Here is a 14,395-nt window from a genome sequence, read left to right as displayed (position 1 = left end):
TGGCTCAGTGCATCTGTATCTGGGCGCGCTTGACGAGCTGTCCGTAGCGCGCATGCTCGGACTGCACCAGACGGGCAAAGTCCTGCAGACGCAGGTCGTCGCGCACCACGCCCATGGCGTCGAAGTACTGCTGTATATCGGGCCTTTGCAGCGTCTGGGCAAAAGCGTCCGACCAGCGTTTGGCCTGGCTGTCCGCGATGCCGGCAGTGGCAAAGATGCCGAACCAGGTACTCAGATTCATGCCCTTGATGCTGTCGTCCAGGCTGGGCACCTCCGGCAGAGCCGGCAGCGGCGAGCGCCAGGTCACGCCAATGGCCTTGAGCCTGCCGGCGCGCAGATGGGGCAGGGCCGAGGCGATGTTGTCGAACATCAGATCGGCCGTGCCCTCGAGCAGGGCCGACAGAGCCGGTCTGGCTCCGCCAAACGGCAGGTGCTGCAGCGGAACCTGGGTCAGCGACTGGAACCACTGGCCCGCGATATGGCCGATGCTGCCGTTGCCCGCCGAGGCATAGCGCAGGGGCTGCCGGTGCTTGGACATGAAGCGCAGCAAATCTTCGGGCGTGTAGATGCGCCACTGCATGGCCAGCTCGCTGCGCATGACCAGCACATGAGGCATGCGGGCCACGAGTATCAGCGGCTGAAAGTCGCGCAGCGGATCGTAGGGCAGTTGGGGGTTGAGCCAGGGCAGGATGGCATGGGTGGCCACGGCGCCCATCAGCAGCATGGGCTCGCGCGCTCCCGCCCTGGCCACCATGGCTGCGCCCGTGGCTCCCCCCTCGCCCGCGACATTGAGCACATTGATGTTGCCCAGGGCCGTGGTTTCCTGCGTCAGCTTGCGCGCTGAACGGTCCAGCGGGCCGCCCGCTGTATAGGGCACGATCAGAGAGAGTTCGTTGCGGCTGCGGCTGGAATTCGACGGCAGGGCGCTGGCATCCCTGGCCGCATGCGCGTTGCTCGCGATCAAGGTAGTCGCGGAGGCCACCGCCAGCGACAGGGCCTGACGACGGGAAAGCACGGGCGCGTCCAGCCTCGGTGCTCTGCAGTCCTCTGGGGCTGTAGCGGGGGGCTGATGGGGGCGCGACACTTGATCCTTCCGGGCGTTGAAGCTGGCCGCGCCGACTCACGCCATGCGTGGATGCGGCAGTGCAGCATGACGGAAAGTATAGGGACGGAAAGCGATCGCCACATGGTCCGTTTGACGGAGTGGTAACCATTGGTATCTTTTTGAGGCAAGTCGTAGCACCAGAGCCCAGGCCGGCCACGCGGCAAGCGAGCGCAAGTGGCAGGTGCTGGGCGGGGTGGCGCATGATCGGCTCCGGAAGCGACTCAGGTCTTGAGCACGCCGCGGCGCATCTGGTCGAGCTCCATGGTTTCGAACAAGGCCTTGAAATTGCCCTCGCCAAAGCCGCTATTGCCCTTGCGCTGGATGAACTCGAAGAAGATGGGGCCCAGCTGGTTTTCGCTGAAGATCTGTAGCAGCAGCTCGCCGGGCTGGCCGTCCACCAGGATATTGCGCGCCAGCAGCTCGGCAATGGGCTCCTGCAGGTCCGGGATGCGCTTGGGCAGCAGCTCGTAATAGGTCTCGCTGGTGTTCAGCAGCTTGATGCCGTTCATCTGCAGACCGTCCACGGTGTCGTAGAGATTGGTCGAGCCCAGCGCGATGTGCTGTATGCCTTCGCCGTGGTACATGTCCAGATATTCCTGGATCTGGCCGGCCTTGTCGTTGCCTTCCTCGTTGATGGGAATGCGGATCTTGCCGCAGGGGCTGGTCATGGCCTTGCTCTTGACGCCTGTGGCCTGGCCTTCGATGTCGAAGTAGCGGATTTCGCGGAAGTTGAAGATGCGCTCGTAGAACTCGGCCAGCTCGGCCATGCGGCCGCGATAGACGTTGTTGGTCAGGTGGTCGATATAGGTCAGGCCCAGGCCCTCGGGGTGCAGATCGGCACCGGGCAGGGGCTCGAAGTCCACGTCGAAGAAGCTGATATTGCCCAGGTCCCCGTCTTTGGCGCCATTCTTGCCGCGCCATTTGTCGATGAAATAGATCAGGGAGTCGCCAATGCCCTTGATGGCGGGAATGCTCAGTTCACCGGGGGCGGCTTGCTGGGCATAGCCCCAGGCACCCAACGAGGTAGCGCGCTCGTAGGCGTACTTGGCGTCATTGACGCGCACGGCGATGGCGCAGACGCTGGGGCCGTGCAGACGCGCGAAGCGCTGGGCAAAGCTGTCGGGCTCTGCATTGATGATGAAGTTGATCTCGCCCTGGCGATACAGGGTCACGTTCTTGCGGCGGTGCTTGGCGATGGCCTGAAAGCCCATGCGCTCGAACAGCTGACCCATGGCCACGGGATCGGGGGCGGCGTATTCGACGAACTCGAAGCCGTCCGTGCCCATGGGGTTGTCCCAAGTCTGGAATGGGCTGGCGTTGCTTTGGGGCAGTGGGGCGTTCATGGCAGAGGTCTCCATCGGGTAGGGCTGCAACACATGAAGAACAGGTGTCGACGATGGATGCACTGTAGGGCAGGGCGCGAACAAGCTTCATGCAAAAATGCCTTGGCTGCAAACAGCTTGATGCATGAAAATTGCATGAAAAATCGATTTCGTGCAATTTAAATGGTTATAAAGGGTTAACCATTAATAAAAACTGCGCTGTTTTTATAATCTGCCGCCATGAGTCCCATGCACACCATCGACAAACTGGATAAGGCGATTTTGCGCCGATTGCAGGCCAATGGCCGAGAAACTTATGACGTCATCGGGGAGCAGGTCGGCCTGTCACCCAGTGCCGTGCTGCGCCGTGTCAAGCGTCTGGAGGAAAACGGTGTCATCGACCGCTATGTGGCTCTGGTGCAGCCCGAGACTGTGGGCCTGGGGCTGACTGCCTATATCAATGTGCGTCTGGAAAAATACACCGAAACCAGCAAGCGCAACCCCATGGATGTGTTCCGCGCCAGCGTGCAGACCTGGCCCGAGGTGGTGGAGTGCGTCTCCCTCACCGGCGAGATGGACTATCTGCTGCGGGTGGTGGTGGCAGACATGCAGCATTACAGTCGATTCATCATGGATACCCTGCTCAAACACCCCAGTGTGCAGGATTGCAAAACCAGCTTTGTCATGGATCGGGTCAAGGTCACGACGGCCGTGCCGCTGTAGACCTTCAGGGGAGTCCTTCATACGGACCATGACCTAGCTGGAAACAGGAGCTAAGGTGTTGAATTAGCGGAAAATCCTTACAGGATTGTTGCAATGCAACATGTGGCTTGTGAAACCTCGGGTTTTTACCTATATTTCAGGCTATGAACCTCCCCAAAGACTGGTTGAAATCGCCCTGGCAGGCCGGCTCCGGCTGGCTGCGAGACATGGGCAAGTCCCATGGCGCCGAGCGTCGCTCGCCGTCCTTGGTTCCCATCCGTTCGCTGAGTCCGCGCCATCGCGACCGCATCATCAAGCATCTGCTCAAGCTGGATGCGCGGGACCGCTATCTGCGCTTTGGCTATGCGGCCAACGATGAGCAGGTGCGCCGCTATGTCGAGCAGCTCAATTTCGATCGCGACGATATCTTCGGCATCTTCAACCGCCGCCTGGAATTGATCTCCATGGCGCATTTGGCGTTTGCCGGCCACCCCGAGCATGAGAAATGCGCGGAGTTTGGTGTCTCCGTGCTCAAGAGTGCACGTGGCAAGGGTCTGGGGGCGCGTTTGTTCGAGCGTGCCGTGCTGCATGCACGCAGCAAGAACGTGAGCATGATGTTCATCCATGCGCTGTCCGAAAATACGGCCATGCTCAAGATCGCCCGCAATGCGGGCGCCACGGTCAAGCGAGAAGGCTCGGAGTCCGAAGCCTATCTGGAGCTGCCGCCTGCCGACTTCGAGACCCATGTCAGCGAGCTGGTGACGGAGCACCTGGGCGAGATGGACTACCAGCTCAAGAAGCAGGCTGTCAATTTCTGGGCTTTCCTGGCCGGCGTGCAGGAAGTGCGCAAGGGTGTGCAGGAAGGCCGTCACAAGTCGGGCGAGTAAGCTGGCTTGTGAAGCTGGCAATGCTGCAGCCCAATAGAGACAAGTGCACGCAGCTATCAAAATAGCTTTGACCGAGCGGCCTCGGTGACAGCTGGTCATGGCTTTTGTGAGCTAGCAAGCCGTCTGTCAACACAATCCGTTATTCTTGGGGACTTGTTTGACTACCGCACGTCCTGCACTCCAAGACAGTGTCTGACCCCCATCCTGCGCGCCTTCCCGAGAAGGAAGACAAGCGAAGCTTCCTGCAAAAGGTGGCTGAGTTCATCCATCCGGCACCGGAATCTCCTGATGAACTGATCGAAACCCTGGCCGAAGCCGAAGACAACCAGGTCATCGGCACCGAGTCCCGCGTCATGCTGGAGCGCGTGATCCGAATGGCCGACATGAGCGCCGGGGAAGTCATGGTGGCTGCGCCACGCATGGATCTCATCAATATCGACGCTCCGTACGAAGAAATCCTGCACCAGGTTCTCACCACGGCGCATTCGCGCTTTCCGGTCTACCAGGGCGAACGCGAGAACATCATTGGCATTCTCATGGCCAAGGACTTGCTCAAGCTGCAGCGCTCTCCAACCCTGAATATCCGCGCTCTGGTGCGCCCGGCGGTCTTCGTGCCCGAGAGCAAGGGCTTGAACGACCTGCTGCGCGAGTTTCGCGCCAATCGCAACCATCTGGCCGTCGTCATCGACGAGTTCGGCCGTGTGGCCGGCCTGGTGACGATTGAGGATGTGCTGGAAGAAATCGTCGGCGAGATCGAGGATGAGTTCGACATCCCCGAGGATGAGGGCGATATCTTTGCCCTGGCCGACAACAGCTATCGCGTCGCGGGAGATGCCAGCATCGAGCATGTGAGCGAGGAGTTCGAGACCTCGCTGCATGCCAGCGACCCCGATGCCGAGTTCGACACGATTGGTGGATTGATCGCCCATGAGATCGGTCATATGCCCAAGCGCGGCGAGCAGATTCATCTGGGCGGGCTGGAGTTCACCGTACTCCACACCAAGGGCGGCGCGGTGCGCTGGTTCAAGGTGGTGCGCGATCCTTCGCCGGACAGCCTTGTTCGCAACTGATCGCGATTTGCGCAAATCCGGGTCAGGCCTGGTGTGATGCCGGTGGAAATACCGGTTGTGCCTCTTTGTTTGCGCAAGGCCTGCCGATACCTCGTATGCTTGAATTCACCCAACCACCCGGTTGGGTGTTTTGTTGGTACCCGTTGATTCCTATGACCACCACTGCCTCTTCCGTTCAGATTGCTGCTGTCAGGCCCCAAGGCTGGATGCACCGGCTTTTGCTGGTGATTGCAGGCAGTCTGCAAGCGCTTTCCCTGGCCTGGCCATGGGCTCGTGGCCAGGGCGACGGTTGGTTGAGCCTAGTCGGAGGCTATGGTCGTCCGCTGTGGTGGCTGCAGATTCTGTCGCTGGCGGTGCTGGTTCATGCGCTGTTGGCAGCCCGCTGCGCTGCTCAGGCGGCCGGCCGGGCGTGGTTGTTTGGCACGGCATGGCTTGTGGCTACCTTCTGGTGGCTGTTTATCTCGATGCACACCTATGGCGGGCTGGCGGCGCCGCTGGCCGTAGCTGCAGTGCTGGCGCTGGCGGGCTTTCTGGGGGGCTATTACGCCGCGGCTGCATGGTGCTTCAAGCGTTTGGCAAGGACGCCGGATGCAATGTCAACGATGGTCTTTGCTGCAATATGGACGCTGGCCGAGCTGGCGCGCGGTTGGCTGTGGACCGGTTTTCCCTGGGGTGCAGGCGGCTATGCCCATGTGGAGGGCCCGCTGGCCGTGCTGCCGCGCTGGATGGGCGTTTACGGCACGGGTTTTGTGGCGGCCTGGGCTGCGGCCTGGCTGGCGCTGCTGGTGTGGCGCATGCAGACCAGGTCGGTGGTGCTGAAATTCAAGCCGGCTCTTGCATCTGCTGTGACCCTGGGTCTGGTTTGGGGCGGGCTGTGGTGGTCGCGTGATGCTGCCATTGAAGCACCTGGTCAGCAGTCCGGTATGAGCGTGGAGCTGCTGCAGGGCAATATTCCTCAGGATGAAAAGTTTGAAATGGGCTCGGGCGTGGTGGTGGCACTGCGCTGGTATGCCCAGCAGTTGCATGACGCCAGGGCCCAGCTGGTGGTGGCACCTGAGACAGCCATTCCCCTGCTGCCACAGCAGCTTCCCGAAGGCTATCTGGACTTTGTGCGCGCACCTTTTACCGCCAAGGAATCCAGCCGCGCGGCTCTGGTGGGCCTTCCGCTGGGCAATTGGGACAAGGGCTTTACCAATACGGTTGAAGGCTGGTTGCCGGGGCAGACTCAGGCCTATCAGTACGACAAGCACCATCTGGTGCCGTTTGGTGAGTTCATTCCGCCCATGTTCCGCTGGTTCACCGATCTCATGAACATTCCGCTGGGCGACTTCAATCGCGGCGCACTGGGCCAGCCTTCCATGAGCTGGGCGGGTGAGCGACTGTCGCCCAATATCTGCTACGAAGACCTGTTTGGCGAAGAGCTTGCGGCCCATTTCGGCAATGCGGCGACTGCACCCACGGTGCTGGTCAATCTGAGCAATATCGGCTGGTTTGGCGACTCCGTGGCCATCGATCAGCATCTGTCCATCAGCCGAATGCGGGCGTTGGAGTTCGAGCGCCCCATGTTGCGCGCAACGAACACCGGGGCCACAGTGGTGATTGATCACAAGGGGCAAGTGGTGAAAGCACTGGCGCCATTCGAACGTGCGGTGTTGCAGGGCCGGGTTCAGGGGCGCGACGGGCTGACGCCTTATGCGCGCTGGGTGCATGCTTTGGGTCTGTTGCCTCTGACGCTGTTGTGCCTGGCGCTCTGCGCGCTGGCCTGGCGGTCGTCGAAAAGACCAGGGAAGGCGTAGTGACGCGCACGGAATAAGCCACGTTGACAGAAGCGGCTGTGGCATTTGTGGCAGAGTCTTGGGCCTGAAAACGGGTATTGTGTCCCGGGTAGGGCTGCGAGCCTTGATAATCCCCGGTTGTACCGCCCGCAGTGGGCGCGCGCAGCGGGCGCGGGTCCCGTCACCCAAAATACAGAGTAACAGGTAGCTTGCACAGGCTGCCGCGGAGCAATTGAGAGAATGGCTGAATCTTTTTCCTACGAACAACTGATCGCGTCCGGCGAAGGCAAGCTGTTTGGTGCCGATAGCGGACGTCTGCCCCTGCCTCCCATGTTGATGTTCGATCGCATCACACATATCTCCGAGGACGGCGGTGCCCACGGTCTGGGCAAGATTGTTGCGGAACTGGACGTCAAGCCCGACCTGTGGTTCTTTGATTGCCACTTCCGTGGCGACCCCGTCATGCCCGGTTGCCTGGGTCTGGACGCCATGTGGCAGCTGATCGGCTTTTACCTGACCTGGCTGCGTTTGCCGGGTCGCGGCCGCGCCCTGGGGGCAGGTGAAGTCAAGTTCACAGGTGAAGTAGGTCCTGATGTCAAACTCGTGACATATGAAATTGATATCAAGCGAGTGATCAAGCGCAAGCTGAACATGGCCATCGGCGACGCACGCCTGCTGGCCGACGGTAAGGAAATTTACGTGGCCAATGACCTGCGCGTGGGTCTGTTCCTGCGTGAAGGTGATGCCAAGGGAACGGCAGCATGAGCAAGAAGCGGGTAGTGATCACCGGCGCGGGCATTGTCTCGTGCATCGGCAATGACCTGGCAACCGTGGAGTCCTCGCTGCGCGAGGGCAAGAGCGGCATCAAGGCCATGCCCCAGTTCACGGAGCTGGGCATGCGCTCGCAGGTGGCAGGCATTCCCGAGATCGATATCGAAGCACGCATTGATCGCAAGCAGTTGCGCTTCATGGGTGATGCTGCGGCTTATTCGCAGATCGCTCTCGAGGACGCGATCAAGCAAGCCGGTCTCACACCCGAGCAGGTGAGCAACCCGCGCACCGGTCTGATCATGGGCTCGGGCGGCGGATCGCCCGCCAATCAGATCGAGGCAGCCGATACGCTACGTGAAAAGGGCATCCGCCGAGTGGGCCCTTATCAGGTCACACGCTGCATGAGCTCCACGGTGTCGGCCTGCCTGGCAACCAATTTCAAGGTCAAGGGCATCAACTACTCCATCACCTCGGCATGCTCCACCTCGGCCCACTGTATCGGTGCCGCGGCCCAGCAGATTGCCTGGGGCATGCAGGATGTGATGTTTGCCGGCGGCGGCGAAGAGCTGTCCTGGGGCATGTCGCTGCTGTTCGACGGCATGGGGGCGATGTCCAGCAAGTACAACGAGACGCCAGAGAAGGCATCGCGTGCCTACGACGCCAACCGCGACGGCTTTGTGATCGCCGGCGGCGGCGGTGCCGTGGTGCTGGAAAGCCTTGATCATGCGCTGGCGCGCGGTGCCAACATCCTGGCCGAAGTGGTGGGCTTTGGCGCCACCAGCGACGGTGAGGACATGGTTGCCCCTTCGGGCGACGGCGCCATCGCCTGCATGAAGCAGGCCATGGAAACCGTGGATGCGCCCATCGACTACATCAACACCCACGGCACATCGACCCCCGTGGGCGATATGCAGGAAGTTCGTGCCATGCGCGAGCTGTTCGGCGACCAGGTGCCGGCGTTCTCGTCCACCAAGTCGCTGACCGGCCACTCACTGGGCGCGACCGGTGTGCAAGAGGCGATTTACTGCCTGATCATGCTGAACAAGGGCTTTATCGCAGGGTCCGTGAACGTGGATACACCCGATCCGCTGCTGGGCGATATGCCTCTGGTCACCCAGACCCGCGATGCTGAACTCAAGACCGTGCTGTCCAACAGCTTTGGCTTTGGCGGCACCAATGCTTCCCTGGTGCTCAAGCGCTGGGAAGGGCAGTAAGCGCCGGAGTCCTGGATCGCGAGCCCGCTTGGCCTTGAGGTAAGCGGGCTTTTTTCTGTCGTCGACTACCGTCTCCCCCATGAAGATCGCAATTCTTGACCGTGATGGCACCCTGAACCAGTGGGGAGCTCAAGGTTTCATTGGCCGGCCCGATGAATGGGTAGCAGTTCCCAGTGCGCTGGAGGCCGTTTCGCGCCTGAACCGTGCTGGCTGGCATGTGGTGGTCGCCACCAACCAACCTGGGCTGGGGCGCGGGCTGTTCGATGTGATCGAGCTCAACGCCGTGCACGCCAAGATGCACAGGGAGATGGCCGCCGTCGGCGCGCGGGTGGAGGCAGTGTTTTTTTGCCCGCATGCTCCCGATGAAGACTGCCAGTGCCGTAAACCAGGCGTAGCGCTGTTCGAGCAGATTGCCGATCGCTACGGTGCGGAAGGCCATGAAATCTGGGCCATTGGCAGCGGCGTCGAGCATTTGCAGGCGGGCAAGGCTCTGGGCGCTCATCTGGTGTTCGTGGAGTCCACCGCCAGGCCCGAGTGCAGCAGCGATGCCGACCTGCCTGAAGGCAGCGAGCGCTATCCCGATCTGGAGGCAGTGGTGAATATGCTGCTGCCGCTGGGAGGCGATGAGGATGCTCAACCCCCGGATTCGGCGCCTGCCCCGCATTGAGCCCGGGTTTCAGGTCAAAATAGACTCAACTGCTTGAAAGAGCAGCGCAAGCTGCTATGTTTCTTGTTGAGAACCGTGCCAAATCAATGGGCCAGGCTTCAGGTCTGTGCTCATGTCATTCGATTGCTGTCATGCCCCTGATTCGCTCCGTCCTCCACATGTTGTGGATGGCTATTACCGTCATTCCCTACACTTTCGCGGTGCTGCTGGCCAAGTGGACCAGCGGTTCGTCGGCCAAGGCATACCGCGCTGCCCGCGCCTGGCTCAAGCTCTCGGTGGATAGCGCCCGCGTGATCATGGGGGTCCGGTATCGGGTGCAGGGCATGGAGAACCTGCCTGCGGACCCGAATCAGGGGGTGGTGCTGCTGGTCAAGCACCAGTCCACGTACGAGACCTTTCTCATGCCTGCCATCATGCCGCGCCCGCTGGCCTATGTGTTCAAGAAGGAGCTGCTGAAGGTGCCATTTTTCGGTTGGTCCATCGGTGCGCTGGACATGATCCACATCGACCGTGCCCAGCGCTCGCGCGCTTTTCACAAGGTGGTGGAGCAAGGCAAGCGCCTGCTCGACCAGGGCACCTGGGTCATCATGTTTCCCGAAGGTACACGTGTGAATCGCGGAGAAGTGGGTGAGTACAAGACCGGCGCCACCCGTCTGGCCATCATGACGGGTGCTCCCGTGGTACCCATCGCTGTTACCTCGGCCAAGTGCTGGCCGCGCAAGGCCTTCATCAAAAAGCCCGGTGTGGTGGATGTTTCCATAGGCAAGCCTATTTCTTCGGTGGGTCGCAAGCACGACGAGTTGATGGTCGAGGTCGAGGCCTGGATCGAGTCCGAAATGCAGCGCCTGGACCCCGAGGCCTACCGCAAATAAGGCAAAACTGCCCATGTCCACAGGCGATAGCTTGCAGCAAGCTTGGCAATGGCTGGTGCCGCCTGTGGTGGGGGATGGGCGAGGCGGGTTGATGCCGCGCAAGCGCCGGCGCAGCGACCCTGAAGCCATTGAACGGCGTTTGGATCAATCCGAGCTGGAATTTGAGAATAGTCAGTCTGTAGCGCCCGTCAGTAATTCGGTGGGTGCTATCGATTCGGACGAGGATGAGCTGCCTGCAGAGCCCACACTTCTGGTACATCCGGACGCCAGCCACAGCGCCCGCTTGCAAGGGCGTGAGGTGGCTTATCTGCTGCGCCGTTCGGCGCGCCGCAGCATCGGCTTCAGTGTAGGGCTGCAAGGGCTTGAAGTTACAGCTCCGCAATGGGTGGCCATGCGCGAGATCGAATCAGCGCTGCAGACCAAGGCCGGCTGGATTGTGCGCAAGCTGCAGGAAGCCGGACAGCGACAGCAGATCAAGCAGGAGGCGCGCATTCTCTGGCAGGATGGAGGCGTGCTGGACTATCTGGGGCAGCCCATGAGTTTGCGGCTGACCGGGGATGCGCTGCAACTGCTGCGTACGCGCCAGACGCATAGAGAGCAGGGGATCGATGGCTCGCAAAGCCTGCATCTGTCCTTGTCGACAGAGGCACCGCCTGCCCAGGTGCGCGCAGCCGTTCAGGCCTGGATACTGCGGGAGGCGCGCAGCTATTTCACGGCCCGCATGCTGCACTTTGCCGCACTCCTGGGCGTGCGCTGGAATGCGCTGCGCCTGACAAGTGCCAGCACGCGCTGGGGCAGTGCCAACAGCAGTGGGATCATTCGTCTGAATTGGCGGTTGATGCAGCACAGCCCGCAAATCATCGACTATGTGGTGGTGCATGAGCTCGCCCATCTGCATCATATGGATCACAGCCCGCAGTTCTGGGCTGTGGTGGCTCAGGTGCTGCCCGACTGGAAGCATTTGCGCAGAGCCTTGAGAGACAGGCCCTTACCCGTTTGGGAATAGCGGCAATGACCGAGACGAGGAATGAAATGAGCAATACAACCCAAATCCAACCTGCTGCCGGCTATGCCGGCGATGTGCCGGCGGAATTGGCATGGCAATGGCTGCAGGCTGGCGAGGCGGTTCTGGTCGATGTGCGCACCGATGCCGAGCGCGAGTGGGTGGGCAAGGTGCCGGGCGCTGTTGCCGTGGCCTGGAAGCAGTGGCCCGGCATGGCTGCCAACCAGAACTTTGACGCCGAGCTGCGAGCAGCGGTACCAGAAGGCAAGAAAGTGGTGCTGCTATGCCGCAGCGGTGTGCGTTCTGTTGCGGCAGCCCAGCGTGCTGCGGGTCTGGGGATCGAGGCCTACAACATTCTTGAAGGTTTTGAGGGCGACGTTGACGCCAACGGGCAACGAGGCCAGCTGGGTGGCTGGCGCAAGCGCGGCCTGCCCTGGCATCAGTAAAGCGCAGGGCTTGGCCTGCAGCTTCTAGGCTGAACGATAGCCGTTGGGGTTGCGGCTTTGCCAGCGCCATGTGTCGGCGCACATGGTGTCCAGATCATGCTCGGCTTGCCAGCCAAGGGTTTTCAGGGCGTGATCGGGGTTGGCGTAGCAACTGGCCACATCCCCGGGGCGGCGGTCTGTAATCGTATAGGGAAGGGTCTTGCCGCAGGCTTTTTCGAAGGCATGCAGCACTTCGAGCACGCTGTAGCCATTGCCTGTGCCCAGGTTGATGGTCAGCAACTCGGGCTTGGTCAGGCCGGCCAGTTTTTCGAGTGCCTTGACATGACCTCGGGCCAGGTCGACGACATGGATGTAGTCACGCACGCCGGTGCCGTCCGCGGTGTCGTAGTCGCCGCCAAAGATCTGCAGCTTTTCACGACGGCCCACGGCGACCTGTGCCACAAAAGGCAGCAGGTTGTTGGGAATGTCCGAAGGGTCTTCACCAATCAGGCCGCTGGCATGGGCTCCAATGGGATTGAAGTAGCGCAGAACGGCCAGCGACCATTGGGAGTCGGAGTGATAGAGGTCCGACAGAATCTCTTCCACCATCAGTTTGCTGCGGCCATAGGGGTTGGTGGCCGAAGTGGGGTGCACTTCATTGAGAGGCAAATATTGTGGCGAGCCATAGACTGTTGCCGAAGAGCTGAACACCAGATTGCGCACATTGTGCTTTTTCATGGCGCGCAGCAGCACCAGGGTGCCATTGACGTTGTTGTCGTAATAGTCCACAGGTTGAGCAACGGACTCGCCCACTGCTTTTTTGCCGGCAAAGTGCACGACACTGTCAATGCCATGCTCCCGCAATGCCTGCTCGAGTGCAGCTTGATCGCGTACATCGCCATTGATCACGGCAATGGTGCGTCCAGTGATTTTCTCCACGCGGCGGATGGCTTCAGGATGGCTGTTGCTGAAGTTGTCGAAAATCACGACTTCATGGCCTTTGCCTAGCAGTTCAATGGCGGTATGGCTGCCGATATAGCCGGCGCCGCCTGTGAGCAGAGTTTTCATAAGCTGCAGTCTAGCTTTGTCACGAATAAAAAAAGCGCTCTTCCGAGCGCTTTTAGGCATAACCGTATATGCAGGGCCGTATTTACAGCGCCGGGATGCGCAGCTTCTGACCGGGATAGATCCTGTCCGGGTTGCTGAGCATGGGCTTGTTGGCTTCAAAAATCACGTTGTACTTGTTGGCGTCGCCATAGTACTTCTTGGAGATGGCCGACAGGGTGTCGCCGCGCACCACATCATGGTACTGGGCTTCTGGCTCGGGGTTGGTGACCGTCATCAGGTTGTCCACGGACTGGACATTGGCGACATTGCCGCAGCACAGCGTCACTTTTTCCTTGACAGCCTGAGTGGGAGCCGTGCCATTGACCGTTACCTTGCCTTGAGAGCCATCGAACTGAACCTGCAGATCGGATACGCCCAGATTCTGGGTGTTGATATAGCTGGCGATCGCCTGAGCCGCCTTGGTATTCAAGTCTTCGGCCGGTGCGGCAGCATGTGCGTCGCTGCCGCCAAACAGTTTTTCTCCGGCTTCCTTGATGAAACTGAACAGACCCATGGTTTCGACTCCTCAAAAGTAGTGGAAGAAAGCGTTTCACTTTAACGGGAAATCGAAATGATTCCTTGCAGGATATGGACTCTGCGTTTTTTTGACAATTTCCTGCCCGCTTGTAATGAATGTGACAAGCGGCTGTCTGTCACAGAGAAAAGTGCTGATAATCCGCCGCATGACATTTTTGGCCATAGACATTGGCAACACCCGTTTGAAGTGGGCCATGTATGAAGATCATCGCCCAGGTGCTGCCTTGCTGGCCCATGGAGCGGAGTTTCTGGAGCATATAGAGCGCCTGGCAGAAGGTGCCTGGGCCGGGTTGCCAGCTCCCGAGCGCATGCTGGGCTGCGTGGTGGCCGGTGAGACGGCAAGGCGCAGGGTGCACGAGCAGATCGAACTCATGCTGGGATGGAATCTTGAGCCTCAATGGGTAGTACCCTCCATCGCAGAAGCAGGGGTGACCAATGGCTACGACCACCCGTCCAGGCTGGGTGCCGACCGATGGGTGGCCATGATTGGTGCGCGTCACCACATGTTGCAATTGGGCGAGGCCAGGCCTTTGATCACGGTTATGGTGGGCACCGCAGTGACGGTTGATGCCATGGACGCGCAAGGCTATTTTCTGGGCGGCCTGATCATTCCTGGGCATGGCATCATGCTCAGGGCCCTGGAAGGCGGTACAGCGGGCCTGCATGTGCCGACCGGTGAAGTCAGGTGCTTTCCCAAGAACACCAGCGATGCGCTGACCAGCGGCGGCACCTATGCCATTGCGGGGGCGGTGGAGCGCATGTACCAGCATCTGGCAGAACACTGCGGCGCAGAGCCCATGTGCATCATGGCGGGCGGTGCCGGCTGGAAAATGTCTCCCAGCATGACCAGACCTTTTGAGTTGATCAACAACCTGATCTTTGATGGCTTGCTGGTGATGGCTGAAAAGCGCTGGGCTTGAGTGCCTTGCTCCTTGCGA

15 protein-coding genes are annotated in these 14,395 nt (G+C 60.5%); 11 read left to right on the top strand and 4 right to left on the bottom strand.

Features of this window, described 5'->3' with window-relative positions; genetic code table 11:
- Nucleotides 1–4: 4 nt before the first annotated feature.
- Together CTATCC11996_RS04190 and hppD are read right to left on the bottom strand one after the other, a co-directional pair.
- On the bottom strand, nucleotides 5–1,015 hold the full coding sequence (locus tag CTATCC11996_RS04190; protein WP_003073452.1) for a Bug family tripartite tricarboxylate transporter substrate binding protein: 1,011 nt from the start codon (nucleotides 1,013–1,015) through the stop codon (nucleotides 5–7).
- 311 nt (nucleotides 1,016–1,326) lie between these two features.
- The gene (gene hppD / locus CTATCC11996_RS04185; protein WP_003073450.1) at nucleotides 1,327–2,448 is read right to left on the bottom strand and encodes a 4-hydroxyphenylpyruvate dioxygenase; all 1,122 of its coding nucleotides are present in this window, start codon (nucleotides 2,446–2,448) and stop codon (nucleotides 1,327–1,329) included.
- A gap of 219 nt (nucleotides 2,449–2,667) precedes the next feature.
- Here hppD and CTATCC11996_RS04180 point away from each other — a divergent pair, with 219 nt between their 5' ends.
- The 10 genes from CTATCC11996_RS04180 to CTATCC11996_RS04135 all read left to right on the top strand — a co-directional run bounded on the left by CTATCC11996_RS04180 (nucleotide 2,668) and on the right by CTATCC11996_RS04135 (nucleotide 11,834).
- A complete protein-coding gene (locus tag CTATCC11996_RS04180) occupies nucleotides 2,668–3,150 on the top strand; it encodes an Lrp/AsnC family transcriptional regulator (protein WP_003050977.1) in 483 nt (160 codons plus the stop codon).
- Between the two features lie 143 nt (nucleotides 3,151–3,293).
- The gene (locus CTATCC11996_RS04175) at nucleotides 3,294–4,016 is read left to right on the top strand and encodes a GNAT family N-acetyltransferase (protein ID WP_034348206.1); all 723 of its coding nucleotides are present in this window, start codon (nucleotides 3,294–3,296) and stop codon (nucleotides 4,014–4,016) included.
- Between the two features lie 188 nt (nucleotides 4,017–4,204).
- A complete protein-coding gene (locus CTATCC11996_RS04170) occupies nucleotides 4,205–5,086 on the top strand; it encodes an HlyC/CorC family transporter (RefSeq protein ID WP_003073445.1) in 882 nt (293 codons plus the stop codon).
- 206 nt (nucleotides 5,087–5,292) lie between these two features.
- Nucleotides 5,293–6,882, top strand: a complete 1,590-nt coding sequence (gene lnt, locus CTATCC11996_RS04165) for an apolipoprotein N-acyltransferase (RefSeq protein ID WP_172590587.1) — start codon at nucleotides 5,293–5,295, stop codon at nucleotides 6,880–6,882.
- 219 nt (nucleotides 6,883–7,101) lie between these two features.
- Nucleotides 7,102–7,626, top strand: a complete 525-nt coding sequence (gene fabA, locus CTATCC11996_RS04160; RefSeq protein ID WP_003073442.1) for a bifunctional 3-hydroxydecanoyl-ACP dehydratase/trans-2-decenoyl-ACP isomerase — start codon at nucleotides 7,102–7,104, stop codon at nucleotides 7,624–7,626.
- Nucleotides 7,623–8,846 (top strand): beta-ketoacyl-ACP synthase I, encoded by a 1,224-nt coding sequence (gene fabB / locus CTATCC11996_RS04155; RefSeq protein WP_003073440.1) that lies wholly within the window; start codon nucleotides 7,623–7,625, stop codon nucleotides 8,844–8,846. Before fabA ends, fabB begins: the two co-directional genes overlap by 4 nt.
- A gap of 79 nt (nucleotides 8,847–8,925) precedes the next feature.
- On the top strand, nucleotides 8,926–9,513 hold the full coding sequence (locus CTATCC11996_RS04150; RefSeq protein WP_003073438.1) for a D-glycero-alpha-D-manno-heptose-1,7-bisphosphate 7-phosphatase: 588 nt from the start codon (nucleotides 8,926–8,928) through the stop codon (nucleotides 9,511–9,513).
- A 131-nt stretch (nucleotides 9,514–9,644) separates the two neighbouring features.
- On the top strand, nucleotides 9,645–10,385 hold the full coding sequence (locus CTATCC11996_RS04145) for a lysophospholipid acyltransferase family protein (protein ID WP_034348205.1): 741 nt from the start codon (nucleotides 9,645–9,647) through the stop codon (nucleotides 10,383–10,385).
- A gap of 13 nt (nucleotides 10,386–10,398) precedes the next feature.
- On the top strand, nucleotides 10,399–11,391 hold the full coding sequence (locus tag CTATCC11996_RS04140) for a M48 family metallopeptidase (protein WP_003073434.1): 993 nt from the start codon (nucleotides 10,399–10,401) through the stop codon (nucleotides 11,389–11,391).
- Nucleotides 11,392–11,417: 26 nt separating this feature from the next.
- Complete coding sequence (locus tag CTATCC11996_RS04135; RefSeq protein WP_003068022.1) at nucleotides 11,418–11,834, top strand: rhodanese-like domain-containing protein; 417 nt, start codon at nucleotides 11,418–11,420, stop codon at nucleotides 11,832–11,834.
- A gap of 24 nt (nucleotides 11,835–11,858) precedes the next feature.
- Here the strand turns inward: CTATCC11996_RS04135 and galE are convergent, their stop codons facing one another.
- Both galE and lysM read right to left on the bottom strand, forming a co-directional pair.
- Entirely contained in the window at nucleotides 11,859–12,881 is a 1,023-nt protein-coding gene (galE, locus tag CTATCC11996_RS04130) for a UDP-glucose 4-epimerase GalE (protein ID WP_003073431.1), read from the bottom strand.
- An 82-nt stretch (nucleotides 12,882–12,963) separates the two neighbouring features.
- Nucleotides 12,964–13,434 carry a peptidoglycan-binding protein LysM gene (gene lysM / locus CTATCC11996_RS04125; protein WP_003073430.1) on the bottom strand — a complete coding sequence of 157 codons (471 nt, stop codon included), beginning with the start codon at nucleotides 13,432–13,434 and terminating at the stop codon, nucleotides 12,964–12,966.
- Between the two features lie 169 nt (nucleotides 13,435–13,603).
- On the opposite strand from lysM, the gene CTATCC11996_RS04120 reads away from it, so the two are divergent.
- A complete protein-coding gene (locus CTATCC11996_RS04120) occupies nucleotides 13,604–14,377 on the top strand; it encodes a type III pantothenate kinase (RefSeq protein ID WP_003073428.1) in 774 nt (257 codons plus the stop codon).
- The last annotated feature ends 18 nt before the right edge of the window (nucleotides 14,378–14,395 follow it).

The organism is Comamonas testosteroni ATCC 11996 (genome assembly GCF_000241525.1).
Classification (GTDB): domain Bacteria; phylum Pseudomonadota; class Gammaproteobacteria; order Burkholderiales; family Burkholderiaceae_C; genus Comamonas; species Comamonas testosteroni.
This window is presented reverse-complemented; position numbering and strand designations above follow the sequence as displayed.

Coding starts and splice junctions, on each gene's coding strand:
- lysM (WP_003073430.1), bottom strand. CDS start 13,434: ATGGGTCTGTTCAGTTTCATCAAGGAAGCCGGAGAAAAACTGTTTGGC.
- fabB (WP_003073440.1), top strand. CDS start 7,623: ATGAGCAAGAAGCGGGTAGTGATCACCGGCGCGGGCATTGTCTCGTGC.
- hppD (WP_003073450.1), bottom strand. CDS start 2,448: ATGAACGCCCCACTGCCCCAAAGCAACGCCAGCCCATTCCAGACTTGG.
- CTATCC11996_RS04140 (WP_003073434.1), top strand. CDS start 10,399: ATGTCCACAGGCGATAGCTTGCAGCAAGCTTGGCAATGGCTGGTGCCG.
- CTATCC11996_RS04180 (WP_003050977.1), top strand. CDS start 2,668: ATGAGTCCCATGCACACCATCGACAAACTGGATAAGGCGATTTTGCGC.
- galE (WP_003073431.1), bottom strand. CDS start 12,881: ATGAAAACTCTGCTCACAGGCGGCGCCGGCTATATCGGCAGCCATACC.
- CTATCC11996_RS04120 (WP_003073428.1), top strand. CDS start 13,604: ATGACATTTTTGGCCATAGACATTGGCAACACCCGTTTGAAGTGGGCC.
- lnt (WP_172590587.1), top strand. CDS start 5,293: ATGCACCGGCTTTTGCTGGTGATTGCAGGCAGTCTGCAAGCGCTTTCC.
- CTATCC11996_RS04135 (WP_003068022.1), top strand. CDS start 11,418: ATGAGCAATACAACCCAAATCCAACCTGCTGCCGGCTATGCCGGCGAT.
- CTATCC11996_RS04145 (WP_034348205.1), top strand. CDS start 9,645: ATGCCCCTGATTCGCTCCGTCCTCCACATGTTGTGGATGGCTATTACC.
- CTATCC11996_RS04150 (WP_003073438.1), top strand. CDS start 8,926: ATGAAGATCGCAATTCTTGACCGTGATGGCACCCTGAACCAGTGGGGA.
- CTATCC11996_RS04175 (WP_034348206.1), top strand. CDS start 3,294: ATGAACCTCCCCAAAGACTGGTTGAAATCGCCCTGGCAGGCCGGCTCC.
- fabA (WP_003073442.1), top strand. CDS start 7,102: ATGGCTGAATCTTTTTCCTACGAACAACTGATCGCGTCCGGCGAAGGC.